Source organism: Streptomyces chiangmaiensis (assembly GCF_036281785.1).
GTDB lineage: Bacteria > Actinomycetota > Actinomycetes > Streptomycetales > Streptomycetaceae > Streptomyces > Streptomyces chiangmaiensis.
In genome coordinates, this window is sequence record NZ_JAYWVC010000027.1 from 25,449 (window position 1) to 42,520 (window position 17,072).

The 17,072-nt window shown below is 71.5% G+C and carries 15 protein-coding genes; 7 read left to right on the forward strand and 8 right to left on the reverse strand.

Annotation, left to right across the window (positions count from 1 at the left end):
- Positions 1 to 47 precede the first annotated feature (47 nt).
- Entirely contained in the window at positions 48 to 554 is a 507-nt protein-coding gene (locus VXC91_RS11790; protein WP_329507075.1) for a GbsR/MarR family transcriptional regulator, read from the forward strand.
- Positions 555 to 616: 62 nt separating this feature from the next.
- Here VXC91_RS11790 and VXC91_RS11795 read toward each other — a convergent pair whose 3' ends face one another.
- Positions 617 to 1,462, reverse strand: a complete 846-nt coding sequence (locus VXC91_RS11795; RefSeq protein WP_329507076.1) for a diacylglycerol kinase catalytic domain-containing protein — start codon at positions 1,460 to 1,462, stop codon at positions 617 to 619.
- 194 nt (positions 1,463 to 1,656) lie between these two features.
- Between VXC91_RS11795 and VXC91_RS11800 the strand changes: the two genes are divergently transcribed.
- Positions 1,657 to 2,940, forward strand: coding sequence for an adenylosuccinate synthase (locus tag VXC91_RS11800; RefSeq protein WP_329507077.1), 1,284 nt, complete (start codon positions 1,657 to 1,659; stop codon positions 2,938 to 2,940).
- A 148-nt stretch (positions 2,941 to 3,088) separates the two neighbouring features.
- On the opposite strand, the gene VXC91_RS11805 is transcribed toward VXC91_RS11800, so the two are convergent.
- The 5 genes from VXC91_RS11805 to VXC91_RS11825 all read right to left on the reverse strand — a co-directional run bounded on the left by VXC91_RS11805 (position 3,089) and on the right by VXC91_RS11825 (position 9,335).
- On the reverse strand, positions 3,089 to 3,640 hold the full coding sequence (locus VXC91_RS11805; RefSeq protein ID WP_329507078.1) for a hypothetical protein: 552 nt from the start codon (positions 3,638 to 3,640) through the stop codon (positions 3,089 to 3,091).
- Positions 3,641 to 3,989: 349 nt separating this feature from the next.
- Positions 3,990 to 4,640 (reverse strand): hypothetical protein, encoded by a 651-nt coding sequence (locus VXC91_RS11810; RefSeq protein WP_329507079.1) that lies wholly within the window; start codon positions 4,638 to 4,640, stop codon positions 3,990 to 3,992.
- A gap of 63 nt (positions 4,641 to 4,703) precedes the next feature.
- Positions 4,704 to 7,160, reverse strand: a complete 2,457-nt coding sequence (locus VXC91_RS11815) for a dolichyl-phosphate beta-glucosyltransferase (RefSeq protein ID WP_329507080.1) — start codon at positions 7,158 to 7,160, stop codon at positions 4,704 to 4,706.
- Positions 7,157 to 7,846, reverse strand: a complete 690-nt coding sequence (locus tag VXC91_RS11820; protein ID WP_329507104.1) for a GntR family transcriptional regulator — start codon at positions 7,844 to 7,846, stop codon at positions 7,157 to 7,159. The genes VXC91_RS11815 and VXC91_RS11820 overlap by 4 nt, the downstream gene beginning before the upstream one ends.
- Before the next feature lie 133 nt (positions 7,847 to 7,979).
- Positions 7,980 to 9,335 carry an aspartate aminotransferase family protein gene (locus VXC91_RS11825; protein WP_329507081.1) on the reverse strand — a complete coding sequence of 452 codons (1,356 nt, stop codon included), beginning with the start codon at positions 9,333 to 9,335 and terminating at the stop codon, positions 7,980 to 7,982.
- Positions 9,336 to 9,522: 187 nt separating this feature from the next.
- Between VXC91_RS11825 and VXC91_RS11830 the strand changes: the two genes are divergently transcribed.
- The gene (locus VXC91_RS11830) at positions 9,523 to 11,712 is read left to right on the forward strand and encodes a serine/threonine-protein kinase (RefSeq protein ID WP_329507082.1); all 2,190 of its coding nucleotides are present in this window, start codon (positions 9,523 to 9,525) and stop codon (positions 11,710 to 11,712) included.
- Positions 11,713 to 11,836: 124 nt separating this feature from the next.
- On the forward strand, positions 11,837 to 13,393 hold the full coding sequence (locus tag VXC91_RS11835; protein WP_329507083.1) for a PstS family phosphate ABC transporter substrate-binding protein: 1,557 nt from the start codon (positions 11,837 to 11,839) through the stop codon (positions 13,391 to 13,393).
- A gap of 32 nt (positions 13,394 to 13,425) precedes the next feature.
- Here VXC91_RS11835 and VXC91_RS11840 read toward each other — a convergent pair whose 3' ends face one another.
- Positions 13,426 to 14,166: an SLATT domain-containing protein gene (locus tag VXC91_RS11840; RefSeq protein ID WP_329507084.1), complete on the reverse strand. Its 741-nt coding sequence runs from the start codon at positions 14,164 to 14,166 to the stop codon at positions 13,426 to 13,428.
- Positions 14,167 to 14,532: 366 nt separating this feature from the next.
- Here VXC91_RS11840 and VXC91_RS11845 point away from each other — a divergent pair, with 366 nt between their 5' ends.
- From VXC91_RS11845 to VXC91_RS11855, 3 genes are all read left to right on the forward strand, one after another.
- The gene (locus VXC91_RS11845) at positions 14,533 to 14,871 is read left to right on the forward strand and encodes a YbaB/EbfC family nucleoid-associated protein (protein ID WP_329507085.1); all 339 of its coding nucleotides are present in this window, start codon (positions 14,533 to 14,535) and stop codon (positions 14,869 to 14,871) included.
- Between the two features lie 108 nt (positions 14,872 to 14,979).
- Positions 14,980 to 15,579 carry a recombination mediator RecR gene (recR, locus tag VXC91_RS11850; RefSeq protein ID WP_329507086.1) on the forward strand — a complete coding sequence of 200 codons (600 nt, stop codon included), beginning with the start codon at positions 14,980 to 14,982 and terminating at the stop codon, positions 15,577 to 15,579.
- Positions 15,572 to 16,231: a DUF5063 domain-containing protein gene (locus tag VXC91_RS11855; RefSeq protein ID WP_329507087.1), complete on the forward strand. Its 660-nt coding sequence runs from the start codon at positions 15,572 to 15,574 to the stop codon at positions 16,229 to 16,231. Before recR ends, VXC91_RS11855 begins: the two co-directional genes overlap by 8 nt.
- Here the strand turns inward: VXC91_RS11855 and VXC91_RS11860 are convergent.
- A complete protein-coding gene (locus VXC91_RS11860; RefSeq protein ID WP_329507088.1) occupies positions 16,224 to 16,958 on the reverse strand; it encodes a sulfite exporter TauE/SafE family protein in 735 nt (244 codons plus the stop codon). The two genes, VXC91_RS11855 and VXC91_RS11860, sit on opposite strands and share 8 nt — an antisense overlap.
- Positions 16,959 to 17,072: the final 114 nt, after the last annotated feature.

A 17,072-nucleotide genomic window follows, 5' to 3' on the forward strand; every position in this document is an offset into this window, starting at 1 on the left:
GCCGGATAGACTGGCGAGGGGCGCGGAGCAGGGGAGATGATCGCGAGATGACGGAGCCGAGTGCGGAGGGACGGGACCCGGAGGCGGTCTCGAAGTTCGTGGAGAGCTTCGCGGCACAGCTCGTCGAGGCCGGCATGCAGCGGATGCCCGCCCGGGTCTTCGCGGCGCTGCTGTCCTCCGACCCGGGCTCCCTGACCTCCGCCGAACTCGGTGAGCAGCTCCAGGTCAGCCCAGCCGCCGTCTCCGGGGCGGTGCGCTACCTCGCGCAGCAGCACATGGTCTCGCGCGAGCGCGAACCGGGATCGCGGCGCGAGCGGTACCGCGTCAGCAGCAATCAGTGGTACGAGGCGCTGACGAACCGTGACGCGGTGCTCAAGCGCTGGGAGCACGCCCTGCGTGAGGGCGTCGACAGCCTCGGCGCGCGGTCTCCGGCCGGCCGGCGGCTGGCGGAGACCCTCGCCTTCTTCGAGTTCCTCGACGGCGAGATCGCCAAGGTGATGGAGCGCTGGCGTGTCCATCGGGAGCAGCAGTACGGCGCGGACGGGGTGGCGTAGCCGGGCTGAGGACCGGAGGACGGGTCAGCACATCCGTCCCGCCCGGCCGTGTGCCGTCGCCCTCATCCGGGCAGTGTCAGTCCCCACGCCGCCTCCCGCACCACCCATGTCCGCGTCCGCACGGGCCCGCCGACCACGGAGTCCGCCCGGTAGCGAAAATCGGCGCCGGACACCGTCACCCGTCGCCCCACCGCGCTGAGCGGTGCGGCCTCCGCCCCCACCGACACCGGCCTGACCTCGACCTCGGCCACTCCCGGATCGCCCGGTATCACGGACACTCCCGCCACCGGCTGGTCGAGGTTCACCAGCGTCACCCCGTCGACCTCGACCCGCAGCCGGGCGGGCCGCTCCGGCGGGGACGCGGGTTTGGGCGGACGCGGCGCCAGCGTGCGGACCAGGGTCTGCCGCATCCGCAGCCACGGCCGTCCCTGAACGACCTCCTCGCCGACCGCTGCGCCGTCGCATCGGGACGGCTCGGACGTCACGGACGGAATCCGCAGATCTCCGAGGACCACGCCGTCGCTGTCGTCCACCAGCAGGTCCAGCCGCCGCTCCGCCCCGTCCAGCACGGTCCGGGCCGCCGCCACCGCCCCCGTGGGCACCCCCAGGGACCGCGCGAGGCAGAGCGCGGCCCCGACCGGCACGAACGACAGCCTCGTCGTGCCGAGCTCGCGCCTGCGGTGCAGCAGGGTCACCGCGCGTAGCAGGGACCGGTCGTCGCCCACGACGACCGGGCGCCGGGACCCCCGTCGATCCAGCGCCCGGGCGAATTCCCGCGGACCGTCCGGGAGACACACCTTGGTCTCCGCACCTGCGCTGAGCACGTCTTTCGCGATCCGTACGGACTCACCGTCACTGTGACGGGCGACCGGGTCGATGACCACGAGGAGCTGGTCGGAAGTCGCCACCTCGGTCCTGCCTCGCTTCCTCGGGTAGCATCTTTGTGCAAGAGCCCCTTGCGCTATTGCGCCAGGGGCTTCGTCTATTCCGGGGCACCCGGTCCGACGGTTGCGGCCGATGACGGTCGCGGTGCACGCGGCGGTGGACCCTCCGCGTACGCCCCTGACCCTGGACATGCCCCGCCCGGAAGGGGTGTACGCGCGTGCCCGCACTTGTGCTGCTCGGTGCTCAGTGGGGTGACGAGGGCAAGGGAAAGGCCACCGACCTGCTCGGTGGCTCGGTGGACTATGTAGTGCGCTATCAGGGCGGCAACAACGCCGGCCACACGGTGGTCGTGGGTGACCAGAAGTACGCGCTCCACCTTCTCCCTTCCGGAATCCTGTCGCCCGGATGTACGCCCGTCATCGGCAACGGCGTCGTCGTCGACCCGTCGGTCCTGCTCTCCGAGCTGAGTGGTCTGAACGAGCGAGGCGTTGACACGTCCAAGCTGCTGATCAGCGGTAACGCGCATGTCATCACGCCGTACAACGTCACCGTCGACAAGGTGACGGAGCGCTTCCTGGGGAAGCGCAAGATCGGCACGACGGGTCGGGGCATCGGCCCGACCTATGCCGACAAGATCAACCGCGTCGGCATCCGGGTCCAGGACCTGTACGACGAGTCGATCCTCACCCAGAAGGTGGAGGCGGCCCTCGACGTCAAGAACCAGATCCTCACCAAGCTGTACAACCGGCGTGCGATCGCCGTCGACCAGGTGGTCGAGGAACTGCTGGGCTACGCCGAGAAGATCAAGCCGTACGTCGCCGACACGGTCCTGGTCCTCAACCGGGCGCTCGACGACAACAAGGTCGTCCTGTTCGAGGGCGGTCAGGGCACCCTCCTGGACATCGACCACGGGACCTACCCGTTCGTGACCTCGTCGAACCCGACCGCGGGCGGCGCGTGCACGGGCTCCGGCGTCGGCCCGACGAAGATCAGCCGTGTCATCGGCATCCTGAAGGCGTACACGACCCGTGTCGGCTCGGGCCCCTTCCCGACCGAGCTGTTCGACGAGGACGGCGAGGCCCTGCGCCGCATCGGCGGTGAGCGCGGTGTCACCACCGGCCGCGACCGCCGCTGCGGCTGGTTCGACGCGGTGATCGCCCGTTACGCGACCCGTGTGAACGGCCTGACCGACTTCTTCCTCACCAAGCTCGACGTGCTCACCGGCTGGGAGCAGATCCCGGTCTGTGTCGCGTACGAGATCGACGGCAAGCGCGTCGAGGAACTCCCGTACTCCCAGACGGACTTCCACCACGCGAAGCCGGTCTACGAGTACCTCCCGGGCTGGCAGGAGGACATCACGAAGGCCAAGACCTTCGCGGATCTGCCGAAGAACGCCCAGGGGTACGTCAAGGCCCTTGAGGAGATGTCCGGCGCCCCGGTCTCGGCGATCGGCGTGGGCCCGGGCCGCGACGAGACGATCGAGATCAACCCGTTCCTGTAGTCCGCGGATTTCTCACCGGCGTCGACCGGCCATCAGGCCGAGGCCCCGGTGCACGAGCCTCGCCGTGAGGGCGGTCGGCAGCTCATCGTCCAGGTGTGGCAGGCGCCGCCCCGGTCGTTCGCGGTCGGTGTCATCGGTGTCATCGGTGTCATCGGTGGACGGTGAGAAGGGAGGTGGCCTCCGTGAGGGCGTGGGCCCGCAGCCGCCGCCACTCGGCGATCTCGGCACGGTGCCGGGCGCGGACCTCGGCGAGCGAGCGGTGGGACTGGGCGGCCTCCGGACGGAGGTTCTGCACGACCACCGAGCTGCGGAACCACCGGACCTGGTCGCCGTACAGCCGCCGTTGGGCCGCCGCCAGACAGCCATCGGTGTGGGCGCGCACCACATAGCCCGTGGACAGGCGGAGGGACAGCTCCGCCTGTCCCGCACCGAACAGAGCGGCGGCGACCCGCTGCCGCTCGGCGGCCGACCGGATGGGACCGCCGGGCCGGGGCGGGGCGAGGCCCCGGCGGGTGAGACAGTCGTCGGTGAGTCTCCGGGTGGCCGCCTTGACCGTGTCGTGGGGGGATAGCCGGACCGGTGTGCTCACCGTCGTCGCGCAGGCGGTGAGGAACAGACCACAGGAGACGAGCGCGGCGACGGCCGCGGGGAACGAGCGCATCCGCCGTTCGGCCCGGCCGGTACCCCGTCGTGGGCTCACTGACCCCGTCGAACGTCCGCGCCCACTCCCGGCTGCCGGACCGGCCGCCGGGGCGGACCGCGCGGTACGGACTGCCGTCGGGTCGGTGGCCGACGGCGTGGACGGCCGTGGGGGCGTGCGCGTCGAAGGAGTACGCGTGCCGCCGAACCCGGGGGTCGGCCGCCTTGTACCCGGGCGGCGCGGTCGAAGAGCCGCGGCCAGGGCGGAGACGATGACGAGGGGACGCATGCGCGGGGCATGCCCGGGCGGTTGTGGTGTTATGCGTCCCCTGTGTCCGATTCACCCCTTGTGGTGGTCATGGGGCACGGTCGGCCGGGATGCGTTCGCGTGTGCGGCCGCCGTGCCGGCCTCAGCTGAAGACGATCATCGAGCCCTGGGCGAGGCTCCGGGTGACGGCCGTGTGCAGGCCCAGCCACACATGCCGTTCACGCGCGAAGGGGCTCGGGTCGTACGGGGCGGGCAGCGCCGGCTCCTCCAGCGCTGTGGGGGCGACGGGGGGTTCGGGCGCGGCGGGCGGGTTCGCCGGGTCGATGCCGATGGACGGGGCCACCAGCTTCAGCTCCCGCAGCAGCGCATGCGACGAGCCCAACGGGCCGCCGCCCGTCAGAAGTTCATCGCTCGACAGCGGCTTCGGGAAGTCCACCGGGACGTACGCGCCGGCGTGGTCGTAGTGCCACACCAGATGGGACTGCTGGGCCGTCGAATCGAACATCTCCAGCAGTTGCTCGTAGTCGCCGCCCAGTTCGTCGACCGGCGTCACGGCGAGGCCGCACACCTGGAGCAGGTACGCGCGGCGCAGGAAATGCAGCGCGTCGTAGTCGAAGCCCGCGACCGGAGCCACCTCACCGGTCAGCCCCGGCATGTACTGGTACACCGGCACCGGCGGCAGTCCTGCCTCGCCCAGCACCTTGTCGTAGAGGGCGAGTTCTTCCGCGAACGGATTGTCGGGTGTGTGGCACAACACGTCGACGAGCGGGACCAGCCACAGGTCACAGGCCAACAGTCAGCTCCTCCGGTTATCGGTGTGGTGCAGGCAGAGTAATGGGCGTCGGGGCGGATCGCCTCAATCGTGCAGGTCCCATACCCATACTCCGCCGACCCACGTACCCGGCCGCCCCACCAGCTTGTCCACGGCCTGACGCAGCTGGTCCTGGTACTGCTGCGGGGGCAGCACCAGCACCCCGGCCTTCCAGTAGGCGAAGTCGGCGCGGGCCTGCGCCTGCCAGTTCTTGCCGATCACGGGGGCCACGCCGGTGAAGCTGATGTCCCGCAGCATGCTGGAGGTGTAGCGGGGCGACGCGGTGTAGATGCCGATGCGCTCACTGCCGTAGGGGCCGTTGAAGTAACCGCCGGGCAGCTTGAACTTCAGGCCCGCCGCGGTCTGCCAGTGCAGCGCCTCCGCGTTGCCCGAGTCGGGCAGCGGGATCGGTACGAGCGTCTCGTCCTTGCCGATGTACGACGTCCACGTCCCGTCCGCGATGAAGGCCGGCACCTGGGCGCGTTCGACCGACTTCAGCGGGGCCGGGACGATCGGGATGAGGGCCGCCGCGACCGCGGTGAAGCCGATGAACTGGTTGCCGATGTTCGGGGTGCGCGCCAGCCGCTCGATCGCCACAGCCAGCAGCATGCCGAGCGCGGGCGCGCAGATCATCGCGACCCGGCCCTCGATGACGGACTCGAACAGGGGCTTGTCCGCGATCAGGGCCCAGGGTCCGGGGACCGTGCTGTTGCTGAGCGGGATCCGGAAGCGCGGGCCCAGTGAGAGGACCGCGGCCGCCACCGCCGTGAATGCCAGCGCCTTGACCAGAGTGTGCTCCCACAGCCGTATCACGATGGCGAAGGCCAGGGCCACGAGCGGCCAGCCGTAGAACGCGTTCTGCTCGGTGGGGTTCAGGGAGAGCGCGTTCGCCGTCTCGTCGTTGCCCGCCACCAGCGAGCGCCCGGCGAAGGAGACCAGGGCGAGCGGACTGTTGCCCGCGTGGTCCCCGTGCAGCACGCTCTTGTAGCTCTGCGGACCGAAGAACTGCCAGTACAGGGGGAGCGCAACCAGGGGGAGGCACACCGCCGCGCCGATCGCGAGGCCCTTCAGCAGCGGCCGCCAGGCCGCCTTCGTCACATCCCGGCGGAGGATGGCGTACGCGCCCGCGAACAGCACCATGCCGAGGGACGCGAGCAGCAGTGGCTCCTCCCCGAGGAAGATCTGGTACAGCAGCATGAGCCCGAGGACCACCCCGTCCCGGACGACCCGTTCGCCCCCGCACAGCCGCAGCGCGCGCTCGATGATCAACGGGATCATGAACAGGACGGTGAAGTTCGGGTGGGCGTTGGCGTGGCTGACCATCGGGGGTGCGAAGGCGGCGAGCGCCGCGCCGGTGAAGGCCGCGCCCCGGTGTCCCACCACCCGTTTCACGATCAGCCGGTACCAGGCGGCGGCCGTGGCGGCCAGCCCCAGCGTCATGGCGAGGGCGAGGGTGATCGCGGGCCCGAGGAGCAGGGTGACCGGCGCCAGGGGGACGGTCAGGCCCAGCATGACCGTGTTGGCCATGAGGTTCACGCCGTCGGGATAGCCCTGGAGGGTGGTGAAGAGGGGATTGCGCAGATGGGCCACATTGTCGGCCGTCACCGCGAAGAACCATTCCCACTGGTTCTGGTCCTGGAGCGATTCCGGGAGGTAGCGGTGGTTCGGGTCGGCCCAGCGCCCCGCGTACAGGCCCACCGCCATCAGCAGGAAAGCGGCGACCGCAAGGAGGTCGGCGGGACGGACGGAGCGGACCTTCAGAGCGGCCAGCTCGGCCAGGACGCGGGCGTAGTCCTGCGGGCGGACCTTGGAGCCCGGCTGGTGCGCCCAGCGCACCGGCACCTCGGCGACCGGCCAGCCCGAGCGCCGGAAGTGCTGGAGTATCTCCACGTCGATGCCCCAGCCGTGAAGCCGGGACGCGGCGAAGGCCTCGCGGGCGCGGTCGCCGTGGAAGAGCTTGAAGCCGCACTGCGTGTCGCGTATGCCGGGCACCGCTATCCGGCGTATCAGAAGGTTCCCGGCACGCCCGAGCAGTTCGCGTATGCGGCTCTGGTGCCGCTCTATGGTCGCACCAGGAGCCGAGCGGGAGCCGATCGCCGCCGAAGGCCCCTCGGCCAGCGCCTTGGCGAGCGCCTCCAACTCCTCGATCGGGGTGGCCAGATCGGCGTCCGTGACCAGGACCCGGCGGCCGCGGGAGGCGAGAACGCCGAGGCGCAGGGCGTGACCCTTGCCGTGGTTGTCGGGGCTGGTGACGAGCCGCACACGCCGGTCGCGGCCCGAGGCGGCGGTGACGACGTCCCGTGTGCCGTCGGTCGACCCGTCGTCGACGACGAGGACCTCCCACTCGCCGAAACGACCCTCGTTCGCGCCCAGATAGCCGACGATCGCGTCGAGGGTGGGGCCGAGCCGCCGTTCCTCGTTGTGGGCGGGGACGACGACGGACAGGTCGACGGGAACCACCGGCACGTCCTCCATGACGTCCGTGGCCTGAGGCGCGCTCATCCGGCGGCCAGCCGCTCGAGCAGGGCGAGGGAGTGCGCGTTGTACGCATCGACCAGGGCACGCGCCGCCGCGGGATCGCGGCGGGCGAGCGCGTCGACCAGTTCGGTGTGCCCGGCCCAGAGGTGGCCCCTCAGGTCGGTCACCTTGCGCAGGTGCTGGACCGCGCAGACCCAGGACTGCACACGCAGCCGGTGCAGGAAGTCGGCGAGGTACGGGTTGCCGAACACGGCGCTCAACTCGCGCCAGAAGCGCAGGTCGTAGCCGACGAGGACGTTCAGGTCCCCGGCCGCGGCCGCACGTTGGGCCTCCTCGCCGCGGCGGCGTACCGCCGTGAGGGCGGCCATGTGGCGGGCGTCGGACAGGACGGCCGTCCCGTCCTCGGCGGCGAGGCGGTGGAAGATCCCCTCGGTGACGAGGCTCCGGGCCTCGATCATCTCGCGGTAGTCGTCGAGGGAGTACGCGCGGACCGCGAAGCCGCGGTGCTGGACGGCGTCCAGGAGGCCCTGGGCCGACAGATCGACCAGGGCCTCGCGGACGGGGGTCGCGGAGACGCCGTACTGCTCGGCGATCTCCTTCACCGTGAACTCCTGCCCCGGCTGCAAGCGGCCGGCCAGCACCTCGTCGCGGAGCGCGTCCGCGATCTGCTGCCGCAGGGTGCTACGGGTAACGGTGCCATTGCCGGGCATCGTGGTCTGGATCCCCCATCCGCGTACGGTCTCGTGTTCCTCATCGAGCACGTCACCTTACGCGGTGGGGGTTCCCGGAGCGCCGCATCTCGTGTGGTCGTGTGCGGCGTGGCCCGCTGCGCGGGCGGGCCTGTCACTCCGTGTACTCGTCCGCCACCGACAGCGCCGCGTCGAGCGCCGCGAGGCCTTCCTTCGCCTCCGCCTCCGTGATGGTGCAGGGCGGAACGACGTGCGTGCGGTTCATGTTGACGAAGGGCCACAGGCCGTGCGCCTTCGCGGCGGCCGCGAACGCGGCCATCGGCGCGTTGGACTCACCGGCCGCGTTGTAGGGCACGAGCGGCTCCCGGGTCTCGCGGTTCTTCACCAACTCGAGGGCCCAGAACATGCCCACGCCGCGCACCTCGCCCACCGAGGGGTGCCGCTCGGCCAGTTCGCGCAGCCCAGGCTCGATGACCTGGGTGCCGATGACCGCCGCGTTGGCGACGACGCCCTCCTCGGCCATCACATCGATCGTGGCGACGGCCGCGGCACAGGCCAGCGGATGCCCGGAGTACGTCAGACCGCCCGGGTAGGGCCTCTTGCCGAAGGTCTCCGCGATCCGCCCGGAGACGGCGACGCCGCCGAGCGGCACATAGCCGGAGTTCACGCCCTTGGCGAAGGTCATCAGGTCGGGGGTCACCTCGAAGAGGTCCGCCGCGAACCATTCACCGGTCCGTCCGAACCCGGCCATCACCTCGTCGAGGACGAAGACGATCCCGTACTTGTCGCACAGGTCGCGGACGCCCGCCAGATAGCCGCGCGGCGGGACCATGATCCCGGCCGTCCCGGGGATGGTCTCCAGGATGACGGCGGCGATCGTCCCCGGCCCCTCGAAGGCGATGGTCGTCTCCAGGTGCTCCAGGGCCCGCTCGCACTCCTGCTGCTCGGTCTCGGCGTAGAACCGTGAGCGGTACAGGAACGGCGCCCAGAAGTGCACCACACCCGCCGCGGCGCCGTCGGAGGCCCAGCGGCGCGGGTCTCCGGTGATGTTCACGGCCTGCTGGGTGCCGCCGTGGTACGAGCGGTACGCGGACAGCACCTTGGGACGGCCGGTGTGGATGCGCGCCATGCGCACGGCGTGCTCCACCGCGTCGGCGCCGCCGTTGGTGAAGAAGATCTTGTCGAGGTCGCCGGGCGTGCGCTCGGCGATCAGCCGCGCGGCCTCCGACCGGGCCTCCACGGCGAAGGCAGGGGCGAACGTGGTCAGGGTGGCGGCCTGCTCCTGTATCGCGGCGACGACCTTCGGGTGCTGGTAACCGATGTTGGTGAAGACGAGTCCGCTGGTGAAGTCCAGGTAGCGGTTGCCGTCGTGGTCCCAGAAGTACGACCCCTCCGCACCGGCGACGGCGAGCGGGTCGATGAGCTCCTGCGTTGACCAGGGGTGGAAGACATGCGCACGGTCCGCGGCCTTGACGGCAGCGCCGGCCCGGGGGTCGGTCTGAGGGGTCATGCGGCGAAGCGTAGGTGCCCGGGACGCGGACGCGACATCGGCGTCCTGTCTGCGGTCGGGGCGGGAACGCGACAGTGTGTCGACATGGAGGGGCGTTCCCGGAACCAAGGAGACCGGGCTGGCCGACCAGGTGTTGGGCGGCACTATTCTCTGGCTGTCGCACAGGCAGGGGGCAGGTGACGCGGTGATGGACAAGCTGGGGGCAGGGGATCCGCAACGGATCGGGGCCTATCGACTGCTCGCGCGGCTCGGGGCCGGCGGTATGGGGAGGGTGTACCTGGCCAGGTCCGACCGGGGCCGGACCGTCGCCGTGAAACTCGTCCGGCGGGAACTGGCCGAGCAGGAGGAGTTCAGGGCCCGCTTCCGGCGGGAGGTGCAGGCGGCGCGACAGGTCGGCGGGGACTGGACCGCGCCCGTCCTCGACGCCGACACCGAGGCCGACATCCCCTGGGTCGCCACCGGGTATGTCGCGGGCCCCACCCTTCAGACCGTCGTCTCGCACGACCACGGCGCCCTGCCGGAGCGCTCCGTGCGCATCCTGGCCGCCGGGCTCGCCCACGCTCTGCAGGACATCCATGCCGCCGGGCTCATCCACCGCGACCTCAAGCCCTCCAACGTCCTGGTGACGATCGACGGGCCGCGGGTCATCGACTTCGGCATCGCCCGCGCCCTGGAGACCCTGGCCGGCGCGGGGCTCACGCGCACCGGCGCGCTCGTCGGATCGCCCGGGTTCATGGCGCCCGAGCAGGTGCGCGGCGACCGCATCACGCCCGCGTGCGATGTTTTTTGCCTCGGGTCCGTCCTCGTCTACGCCGCCACGGGCGCACTGCCCTTCGGCGCCGCGAACAGCGGGGCGCACGCGCTGATGTTCCGCATCGTGCAGGAGGATCCCGACCTCGAGGGCATGCCCGAGAGGCTCGCCGATCTCGTACGGGACTGCCTGCGCAAGGACCCGGCCGCCCGGCCCACGCTCGCCGAGATCCTGGAACGGTCCGGCGCCGAGGACACGGTCTCCGGTGGCCGGAGCCGGGACCCCTGGCTGCCCGGCGTCCTGGTCGCCCAACTCGGCCGCCACGCGGTGGGGCTGCTGGACGCGGAGGACCCGGAGGAGGGCGCGCGGGCCGCCGGCTCCGCGCCCGCGGCGGACGCGGCGGCTCCCGGGGGCGCCCAGGGTCACGCGGAGCAGGTCGCGAACCCGGAGCACGTCGCGGATCTGGAGCACGTCGCGAACCCGGAGCACTCCGGTCCCGCGGCGCCCCCGGCGGAAGGAGCCACCGTGCGGGAGGACGCCACGGGTGACGGCGACGGGGCCGCTGGGGCCCGGGTGCACCTGCCAGGAGCCGAAGCCGGCGGCCACCAGGCGGGCGGCGCCGGGGCGATCGAACACGGGGGTCCCCTGACATCCGCCGAGGGCGCACCCCAGGACCCCGTGGACGCCACCGAGCCGGTGCCGCCGGCCCCGGCCTCCGAGGCGCAGCTCGAGCACTCTTCCGCGGCCGACCCGGTGGACGGTGCCGACGGCCCGCCCGTGTCGGCGCCGGTCCGGGCCCGCGAGCTCGACCGGCTGCCCACCCAGGTCGTCCGCTCCGATCACATCCCCGCGCCCGCCGCGCACCCTGCCTACGGTCATCCGCAGCAGCGCCCCCGGCCCTCGGCGTACGGCCGCCCGCAGCACGCCGGCGGCTGGGGCGGTGCCCCGTCCCAGGGCTACGGCCCGGCCCTCGGCCCGACCCCGCCGTACGGGCCGTCCTCGTACGGGACGTCTCCCTACGGTGATCCGGGACAGCCGGAACCCTTGCGCAGAAGCGGCCGCTCCACCGCCGCGCTGATCGTCGTCGCCCTGGTCGTGGCGCTCGGCGCGGGCGGCTCGGTGTACGCGCTGCTGCGGGGCGGGGGGATCGGGACGAGTGGCACCGCAGGGCCGTCGCACACCTCCGCCGCGCCCACGACCCCGGGCCCGACCACGCCCGCGCCCTCCACCCCGGCGAGCGCGAGTCCCACCTCGCCGTCGCCCGCCGCCGGCACCGTCCCGGACGCCTACCTCGGCACCTGGAGCGGCGGCATCGACAACTCCAACGGGCACAGCACCCGCAGCCTGGTCATCCAGCGGGGCGGGGTGGGCGACACGGTGCTCTCCCTGACCGCGGACGGTCCGGTCGGCAGCGGCACGTATCACTGCGTCTTCCAGGCGAAGCTGGCCGAAAAGCCCATCGTGAACGGCCCGTTGAAGATCGGTCCGTCCACGGTCACGGTCGGCAGGCCGGCTTCGTCCTGCACCCCGGGCGCCGCGACGGAACTGACGATCCTTCCGGACGGCCGTCTCAAGCGTCTGAACACGAGCACGGGCGAGTCGCTGACGTACACGAAGGAGGACTGAACTCCCGTCATCTGCTTGTCCGTTGAACGTCATACGAACTTCGGCGGGCGCCCCCTGCCCGTTTCCGCCGACGGCCGTACCGTGACCCCACGATCGGCTCCGGGGGAGTGGCGGGGGACCCACGATGGAGTGGTTGAGCGCAGAGAACGTCGTGGCCGTGGGGACCGCCGTCCTCGGTATCGCCGCTTCCGGCGTCATGGTCTGGTACGAACGCCGGGTGCCGCGCCGCAAGCGCATCGGCTACCGCGTCCAGATGGACAACCCGATAGGTGACGACGTCCGCTCGGGCCGTGCGAACAGACGTCTGGGTCTCTTCGACGAGACCCCGGGCATGGTGGACGCGACACTCGTCCTCCTCCGTATCGAGAACGACGGCTCGCAGGGCATCGACCGCGACGACTACACCGGTCCCGAACGCCACGGACTGACCGCGGTGTTCACCGACCGGACCATCCGTGGTGTCTCGGTCACGCAGCCGACCGACACCGACCACCTCATGGACCACTTCACTCCGGAGCGCGGTTTCGGTTACGAGGGCAACCGGCTGCGCATCCCACGCGTCCCGCTCAACCGCGGCGACCACTTCAAGCTGCTCGTGCTGCTGTCGGGCGGTGACGTGGGCCGCGAGATACGGCTCAGGGGCGGTATCCGGGACGGCGAGGTACACCCCAACCGCAGCGCCACCCCGGACGACAAGCCGCCTTTGTTCAGCCGGGCCGCCCGGCTGATCAGCATCACGCTCACCGTCAGCGTCGTCACGCTCGCCGGCATCGTCATCGCCCGCGACGACGCCCCGCCCAAACCGCTCCCGATGGACTGCGCCCGCGGCTCCCTGAGAATCACCGGATCGACGGCCTTCGCGCCCGTGATAAGGGAAGTGGCCAAGGAGTTCGAGAAGAAGTGCGCGGGCTCACGTATCACCGTGGACGCGCGTGGCAGCGAGGCGGGAGTGGGTGAACTCGTCAGCCGGGGTGCCACGTCCCAGGGCTCGCCCTCCGTGATCGCGTTCTCCGACGGCCTCACGGCCGACGCGTCACGTGAACTCGTCGGGAACCGGGTCGCGGTGCTGGCCTTCACCCTGGTCGTGAACGAGGGCATCGATCTGCGGCGCGGGCTGTCTTTGGCCGACGTACGGCGCATCTACCGCGGACAGGTCGCACGCTGGAATCAGCTCGACCCCCGGCTGCCCGATCTGCCCGTGGTTCTCGTCAGCCGCAACGCCGACTCCGGCACCCGGCAGATCTTCCAGCGGCGGGTGCTGGGCAGTTGGGAGCGCGCCCCCAGCACATCCCCGGACTGTGTCCACAAGGACGACAGATCCGCCCCCGTCATGCGCTGCGAACTCAACTCCACGCAACAGGTGCTGGACAAGGTGGCCGAACTCCCCGGCGCCATCGGCTACAGCGAGCTCAACCTCGCTCTCAGCCACAAGGGCGTGCGCCGGGTGCCCCTGGACGGTGCCGAGGCCTCGGTCGAGGACATCGAGCTCGGCAGGAGCCGCTACCCGTACCGCGGGGTCGAGTACGCCTACACCTACCGCCGCCCGCCGGCCGGTTCCCTCGCCGCCGGCTTCCTCGCCTATCTCGGCCAGGGCGTCGGCGGGACAGTGATCCGGGCTCACGGCCATCTGCCGTGTTCCGCGCCGGCGGTGCTGCCGTTGTGCGCGGACGACGAAGGCTGAACCCGGCGCCCACCGGGCTGCCGCCGGCCGTCTCACCTCGGTTCCGGCGGCCGCTGCCGGGGCATGTTCGGCCGAGCCCCGTTCGGCGGCGCGAGCCTCCCCGGCGCCGTGCCCTCCGCCCGTGGCGCGGTCGCCCCCGCCGTCTGGATCCCCAGCGGCCCCGATCTCGTCCGGAACTCCACCATCCAGTCCGCCGTCTCGGCGCGCACCAGTTCGGTCACGTCCTCCGAGAACCGCCGCAGCACCGACAGGCACCGTTCCGCCGCCTCCCCCGCAGTCCCCTCCGTCGGCCCCAGCACCTCGCGCACGCTCTCCGACGCCCAGTCGAACTGCAGCGCCTGAAGCCGGCGCTGGACGGCCTGCGCGGTCGCCACGTCCCTCATCCACCCGGACGTCACCCCGAAGAACCGGTCCCCTGCCACACACGCCACCCCCAGCAGCAGCGACAGATACGCCCACGGCGCGACCCCGCCGACCACACCGGTCAGATCGAACAGGGGCAGCGCCGCCCCGCAGACGGCTCCGGCCGCCGCGCCGGCACGTAAGAAGAGCGCCCCCCGCCGCTTCCACACGCGGTTCTTGAGATACCAGGTCGCCGTCTCCAGCGCCCGGCACTCCACCCACCGGTACAACTCGTCGAGCCGCTGCGCGGGCTGTGTCCAGTCGCCGTGCGGGAACGGCCGCCCGGTGAGGTCGTCCGGCCGCAGTCCCGCCGCGCCGTCGCCCCGCCCGTCCTGGAGCGGACCCTCCGGCTGCATCTCCGGCTGACTCACCCGGCACTCCCTACGTACGGCTGTCGCGTTCCGCGATGCACACTTCGCGATACGCGCCGGTTTTTGTGCACGCTCCGCGACATATGCGTGACGCATGGTGCTGAAGCGCCTGACCCTTCCTACCGCCCAATGGGTGGCGAGGACCCGGGTTTCATTGCTTTTCCGCCCGGAAGTGGGCCTTGGTCAGGTATGGACCCGCGGTCGAAGTCACTCGAAAGGGTGCTGTCCCGGTTCCGGCCGGGGTCCGGAAGGACTACCGGAGCGAGCGTCACGGTGACCACGTAGGCTCGTGCCAGGCGGTAAAACCCCGCCCGGACAGCGGCACGAAACCCTGACAGCCGTACCGTACGAAACCAGGAGCTGATCGTGATCCCCGGTGGTGGCCAGCCCAACATGCAGCAGTTGCTTCAGCAGGCCCAGAAGATGCAGCAGGACCTCGCCAAGGCGCAGGAGGAGCTGGCGCGGACCGAGGTGGACGGTCAGGCGGGCGGTGGCCTGGTGCAGGCCACGGTCACCGGTGCCGGCGAGTTGCGTGCCCTGGTCATCGATCCCAAGGCGGTGGACCCGGAGGACACGGAGACGCTCGCCGACCTGATCGTCGCGGCCGTGCAGGCGGCCAACGAGAACGCGCAGACCCTCCAGCAGCAGAAGCTCGGCCCGCTGGCCCAGGGGCTGGGCGGCGGCATCCCCGGCCTGCCGTTCTGAGTCCATCGGCCCGTCCCTTCTAAGCGAGGCGAGGGCCAACTACCGTACGTACCAAGAGACCGAGCCCGGCTACGGTACGTACCGTCGCTCTCCAGGAAAGGCAGTCCGTTGTACGAAGGCGTGGTCCAGGACCTCATCGACGAGCTGGGGCGGCTGCCCGGCGTCGGTCCCAAGAGCGCGCAGCGGATCGCCTTCCACATCCTGCAGGCCGAGCCGACGGACGTACGCCGGCTCGCCCAGGCGCTGCTCGAGGTGAAGGCGAAGGTCCGCTTCTGTGCGACCTGTGGCAACGTCGCGCAGGAGGAGCTGTGCGGCATCTGCCGTGACGCGCGCCGCGACGGCTCGGTGATCTGCGTGGTGGAGGAGCCGAAGGACGTCGTCGCGATCGAGCGGACCCGCGAGTTCCGGGGCCGGTATCACGTTCTGGGCGGCGCGATCAGCCCGATCGAGGGCGTGGGCCCGGACGACCTGCGCATCCGGGAACTGCTCGCGCGGCTGGCCGACGGCACGGTCACCGAGCTGATCCTGGCGACGGACCCGAACCTGGAGGGCGAGGCCACGGCCACGTATCTCGCCCGGATGATCAAACCCATGGGCCTCAAGGTCACCCGCCTGGCCAGCGGCCTCCCGGTGGGTGGCGACCTGGAATACGCGGACGAGGTCACCCTCGGCCGCGCCTTCGAGGGGAGACGACTCCTAGATGTCTGACGCCACGCTGCACTCCACGACGATGGACCCCGACGACTTCGCGGTGCAGATCGCAGACCAGATCGAGAGTTTCCTGGTCGCCGTCACGGAGGTCGCCAAGGGTGACGAGCCGGATTCGGCCATTCCGTTCCTCCTGCTGGAGGTCTCCCAGCTGCTGCTCGCGGGCGGTCGCCTCGGCGCGCACGAGGACATCGTGCCGGACGAACGCTACGAGCCGGACTCGGGCCCGGACGCGGACGCGGACGACCTGCGCGAACGCCTCGCCGTCATGCTGGACCCGGTCGACGTCTACTCGGAGGTCTTCGACCCCTACGAGCCGCGCAAGGCGCCCGTGCCGGCCCGTATCTCGGACGACCTGGCGGATGTCATCACCGACCTGCGCCACGGCATGGCCCACTACCGGGCCGGCCGCACCACCGAGGCACTGTGGTGGTGGCAGTTCTCGTACTTCTCCAACTGGGGCTCCACGGCGTCCGCGACGCTCCGCGCGCTGCAGTCCCTGGTCGCGCATGTGCGGCTGAACCAGCCGCTGGAGGAGCTCGACGGTCTCGACACCGACCAGGGCCTCGGCGACGAGACCCTCGCCGAGGAGGCGGGCAGGGTCATGGCCCGGGAGATCGCGGGGCCGCTGGGGCTGCGGCCGGTCAAGTAACCCCGGCGACCCCCTTTCCGAGCGCGCTCAGGCCTCCGGCCAGCGCGAGCAGGAGCACGAGGGCGCGGGCCCGTCTCTCGGGTAGGCGTCCCGTAAGGGCCCGGCCGGCCAGGGCGCCCGCAGCCAGGGCGGCGACGGCCAGGACCCAGACCGGCGCGGTGAGGCGGGGCAGGCCGTTCGACGCCACGGACACCGCATTGACGATGACGCCGTAGAACTGCGCGTTCGGCACGAACTCGCGCACCGTCCACTCGGCGTTCAGTGCGTAGAGGGAGACCGGCGGCCCTCCGACCCCGGCGGCGGAGTTCATGAACCCGCCGAGACCCCCGGCGACGACGGCTCCCCGGCCGCCGCGCAGGGCGGCGACCCGCAGGCCGCGCATCACCAGTACCACAGCGACGGTGACGAGCGCGCCCATGCAGACCATCAGCGCGGGTTCCGGCAGCCGCCGGGCCAGCCAGGTCCCGGCCGGCACGGTGACCACGGCGGCGAGGCACAACGGCACCATGACGGTGAGCCGCACCCTGCGCCACCCGTCGGCGATTCCGACGGCACTGATGACCCCGGCGGCGCAGTTGGCGAGCGCGACCCCCTGGGCGGGCCCGAGCAGGAGCACCAGCCCGGGCACGGCGACCAGCGCGAACCCCATCCCCGTGAGCCACTGCACACAGCCGCCGAGCAGCACGATCCCGGCCAGCAGCACATCCGGCGCCCACCCACCCGTCATGGGTCGGCATCCTCCCGCCGCCGGTCCGGCGGGATCAACGACAGGGCGCGGATGCGTCACCTTCGTGCACGGCGTCGGCCCCGTGTTTGAAGGCCGGTCGACGGGTCTCGTGTG

Coding starts and splice junctions, on each gene's coding strand:
- VXC91_RS11790 (WP_329507075.1), top strand. CDS start 48: ATGACGGAGCCGAGTGCGGAGGGACGGGACCCGGAGGCGGTCTCGAAG.
- VXC91_RS11815 (WP_329507080.1), bottom strand. CDS start 7,160: ATGAGCGCGCCTCAGGCCACGGACGTCATGGAGGACGTGCCGGTGGTT.
- VXC91_RS11820 (WP_329507104.1), bottom strand. CDS start 7,846: ATGCCCGGCAATGGCACCGTTACCCGTAGCACCCTGCGGCAGCAGATC.
- VXC91_RS11825 (WP_329507081.1), bottom strand. CDS start 9,335: ATGACCCCTCAGACCGACCCCCGGGCCGGCGCTGCCGTCAAGGCCGCG.
- VXC91_RS11830 (WP_329507082.1), top strand. CDS start 9,523: ATGGACAAGCTGGGGGCAGGGGATCCGCAACGGATCGGGGCCTATCGA.
- VXC91_RS11835 (WP_329507083.1), top strand. CDS start 11,837: ATGGAGTGGTTGAGCGCAGAGAACGTCGTGGCCGTGGGGACCGCCGTC.
- VXC91_RS11855 (WP_329507087.1), top strand. CDS start 15,572: ATGTCTGACGCCACGCTGCACTCCACGACGATGGACCCCGACGACTTC.
- VXC91_RS11860 (WP_329507088.1), bottom strand. CDS start 16,958: ATGACGGGTGGGTGGGCGCCGGATGTGCTGCTGGCCGGGATCGTGCTG.